Source organism: Anaerolineae bacterium, from assembly GCA_014360855.1.
Classification (GTDB): domain Bacteria; phylum Chloroflexota; class Anaerolineae; order JACIWP01; family JACIWP01; genus JACIWP01.
Genome location: JACIWP010000318.1, coordinates 1 through 3,261 on the forward strand (window position 1 = coordinate 1; position 3,261 = coordinate 3,261).

General features: G+C 65.2%; 5 protein-coding genes. All 5 read left to right on the top strand.

The window, feature by feature from the left end; translation table 11 throughout:
* Positions 1-46: 46 nt before the first annotated feature.
* The gene (locus tag H5T60_13325; protein MBC7243411.1) at positions 47-862 is read left to right on the top strand and encodes a sugar phosphate isomerase/epimerase; all 816 of its coding nucleotides are present in this window, start codon (positions 47-49) and stop codon (positions 860-862) included.
* Between the two features lie 18 nt (positions 863-880).
* A complete protein-coding gene (gene cobU / locus H5T60_13330) occupies positions 881-1,483 on the top strand; it encodes a bifunctional adenosylcobinamide kinase/adenosylcobinamide-phosphate guanylyltransferase (GenBank protein MBC7243412.1) in 603 nt (200 codons plus the stop codon).
* Between the two features lie 12 nt (positions 1,484-1,495).
* The gene (locus H5T60_13335; GenBank protein MBC7243413.1) at positions 1,496-1,945 is read left to right on the top strand and encodes a GNAT family N-acetyltransferase; all 450 of its coding nucleotides are present in this window, start codon (positions 1,496-1,498) and stop codon (positions 1,943-1,945) included.
* A 30-nt stretch (positions 1,946-1,975) separates the two neighbouring features.
* Positions 1,976-2,689 carry a cyclase family protein gene (locus H5T60_13340; protein MBC7243414.1) on the top strand — a complete coding sequence of 238 codons (714 nt, stop codon included), beginning with the start codon at positions 1,976-1,978 and terminating at the stop codon, positions 2,687-2,689.
* A 160-nt stretch (positions 2,690-2,849) separates the two neighbouring features.
* The coding region (locus tag H5T60_13345) for an ABC transporter permease (GenBank protein MBC7243415.1) at positions 2,850-3,261 on the top strand (412 nt) is incomplete at its 3' end.

Sequence of the window (3,261 nt, forward strand, 5' to 3'; positions counted from 1 at the left end):
TGGCCGCCGTCCGTTTCCCTGCACTTCTCTGACAAAGGAGGTTCCCATGCCCTTTCCGGTTCGGCTCGGCACCACATCCTATATTTTCCCCGCCGGCCTGGTGGAAAACGTCCAGCGGCTGGCCGGCCTGGTGGACGACATTGAGCTGATCTTGTTCGAGACGGAGACCGCCTCCAACATGCCGACGCCGCGCATCCTGGAGGACCTGATAGCCGAAGCGGAGCGCAACCGCCTCAGCTATACGGTGCACTTCCCCCTGGACCTGCCGCCGGGGTCGGATGATCCCAACGCGGCCCCCATGCGCATGGTCCAGCGGATTATTGAATGCACGCGCCCTCTGCGCCCATGGGCATATATCGCCCATCTGGATGGGGTGAACGAGTACGCGCGCGGGCCGGCGGCCAATTGGGAGAAGTGGCGGAAGGAAGGACGCGCCCTGCTGGAGCGCATCATCGCATGGTGCGGCGACCCGCGCCTGATCTGCGTGGAGAACCTGGTGCGCTTCCCGTATGAGGCGATCCTGCCCCTGCTGGATGATCTGCCCATCAGTTTCTGCCTGGACGCCGGCCATCTCTGGCTGAAGGGCGATAACCCCGTCCCATTGTACCGCATGTATCGGGAAAGGGTGCGCGTCGTCCATCTGCACGGCGTGCGCGATAACGAAGATCACGTCTCGCTGGAGCATGTGCCGCGCGATGTGCTCTTCCCCTTCCTGGACGAACTGCTCCAGTCGGGATATGATGGCGTCGTCACCTTGGAAGTGGTGGGCATGGATCATTTCTTTAGCTCATGGCGGGTGATGCTGGAATGGGCACAGCATGCCCTGGGTGATGATCGTCCGTCACCGCCGGCCCGCGCCTGACGTGGATGGAGGTAACATATGGCAGTGCCCTCAGAAGGCCCTCGCGTGGTGCTGTTGCTGGGCGGCGCCCGCGCCGGCAAGAGCCAGCTCGCGGAGAAACTCGCCAGACAGTGGGGCCGGCGCGTCCTGTATGTGGCCACCGCCCAGCCCGGCGATGAAGAGATGCGCCAGCGCGCGGAGATGCATCGGGCGCGCCGGCCGGCGCACTGGCGCACCCTGGAGGAACCCCTGAATGTCGCCGATGCTGTGGCCCCGCACTTGCCCTCGGTGGACACGGTATTGCTGGACTGCATGACCCTCTGGGCTTCCAATATCCTGCTGGCGGAGGAAAACGCGGCGCGGGCGGAAGAACGCCTGATGGGGGAGATTGAGCGGCTGGTGGAACGGTGCCGCCAGGGGAATGTGACATTGCTGGTGGTGTCCAATGAGGTGGGGCAAGGGGTGGTGCCGGCCTATCCGCTGGGTCGGCAATTCCGAGATGTGCTGGGGAGGGCCAATCAACTGCTGGCCCGGAGCGCGGATGCGGTGCTGTACTGCATCGCCGGCATTCCCATCGAGCTGAAGATGCTGGGCCGGCAGACAATGGAATGGCTGGGCCTGCCGCCGGCGGATTGGCCCTGAGAGGAGCGGTATATGGGGACAGGCGAGAAAGGGCCGGCCGACGCCCTGCGGTGGGAGCGGATAGCCCAGCCGGCCGAGGAGCTGGTGCAGGCGCTCCGCCAGGGGCTGACAGCGTATAACATGGAGCACGGCCGGATTCAGGCCACCCGGCCCCTCGGCATCTTCGTCTGGGATGGGGATGGCGCACTGGCGGCCGGCATATATGGGGAGATATGGGGCTCGTGCCTGGATATCAAATATCTGTGGGTACACACTGCCTGGAGAGGGCGCGGCATTGGCAGTCGCCTGCTCAGGGAGATGGAAGAGGAAGGACGCCGGCAGGGATGTGTCTGGGCCTATCTGAACACCTTCAGCTTCCAGGCACCGGACTTTTACCGCCGGCACGGCTACGAGCCGATCTTCACCATGGAGGGCTACCCCGAGGGTATCACGCGCATCTTCCTCCGCAAGCGTCTGACATAAGCGCGCTGGAACCGCTTTCGGGAGGCCAGCATGCTGGGGCACGCGGGTCCGGATATGGAGATCGTGGACTTAACCCATCCGGTGTCGCCGGCCGTCCCGCATTGGCCGGGCGACCCTCCCACACGCCTTGAGGATTGGGCGGCGATATCGGGGCAGGGTTTTTTCCTGCGCCGGCTGAGCATCGGGGAGCACACCGGCACCCATATCGGCGTGGCCGCGCATCTGCAGGACGGCGGTCTTACGCTGGAAAGCCTGCCGGCGGATCATCTGATCCGCCCAGCGGTGGTGGTGGATTGGCGCGCCGCCGCCTCGCCCGATGCTCTGCTGGCGCCGGCGGAGCTGTACCGTTGGGAGGAGGAGCACGGCCGGGTGCCGGCGGGGAGCGTGCTCCTGCTCTGCACCGGCTGGTCGCGCTTCTGGCCCGACGCCGGCCGCTATCTCGGCGCGGATGCGGACGGCGTGCTCCATTTCCCGGGAGTTTCCCCCGAGGCGGTGCGCTGGCTGGTGGAGGAACGCGGCATTCTCGGGCTGGGCATTGACACGGCCGGCATAGACGGCGGCGCCAGCCAGACGCTGGAGGCCAACCGCATCCTGCTGGACAACGGCCGCTTTCATCTGGAGAACCTGACCAACCTGGAGCGACTGCCGGCCCGCGGCGCCTGGCTGTTCATCGGTGCGCTTCCCCTGGTGGGTGGGAGCGGCTCGCCGGCGCGCGTGCTGGCATGGCTGCCAAAAGGAACGTAATTTGACGCGGTGATATGCAAGGGTTATAATGCCGGTGAGCCTGGACCCTCCGAGAGGCTCGCCGGGTTTGTTTACCAATGTGCCGGCGTCTATTCCCGCCCGACCAGTCCCGATCTGCACCGGCGTACAACCATTTCACTTTCTGCGGCGCGAGGTGAGCATGACGACCCGCCGGCGGCTGTTCGAGTTCATCCGGCCCGAACGTGGGCTGAGCTTCAACGATATTGTCATCATCCTGGTCATCGGCGTCCTGGTGTATGTGGGCGCGCGCCTGGCTCTGCGCGCGCCGGCGATGGTGCAAGGCCCGACGATTTCGCTGGAGCCGGCGGTACTGCCCTGGTACGCCCTGCGCTCGGTCATCCGCATGCTGGCCGCCTATTTCCTTTCCCTTGTCTTCTCACTGGTGTACGGATATATTGCCGCTTACAACCGCCGCGCCGAACGTTTTATGATGCCGGTGTTGGACGTCCTGCAGAGCGTGCCCATCCTCTCCTTCTTGCCGGTGGTCCTGCTCAGCCTGAGCGCGGTACTGCCGGAACGCATCGCGACTGAGCTGGCCTCCATCGTGCTGA

Bases quoted from the DNA above. Each gene is read 5' to 3' on its own strand.
- cobU (MBC7243412.1), top strand. From the start codon at position 881: ATGGCAGTGCCCTCAGAAGGCCCTCGCGTGGTGCTGTTGCTGGGCGGC.
- H5T60_13340 (MBC7243414.1), top strand. From the start codon at position 1,976: ATGCTGGGGCACGCGGGTCCGGATATGGAGATCGTGGACTTAACCCAT.
- H5T60_13325 (MBC7243411.1), top strand. From the start codon at position 47: ATGCCCTTTCCGGTTCGGCTCGGCACCACATCCTATATTTTCCCCGCC.
- H5T60_13335 (MBC7243413.1), top strand. From the start codon at position 1,496: ATGGGGACAGGCGAGAAAGGGCCGGCCGACGCCCTGCGGTGGGAGCGG.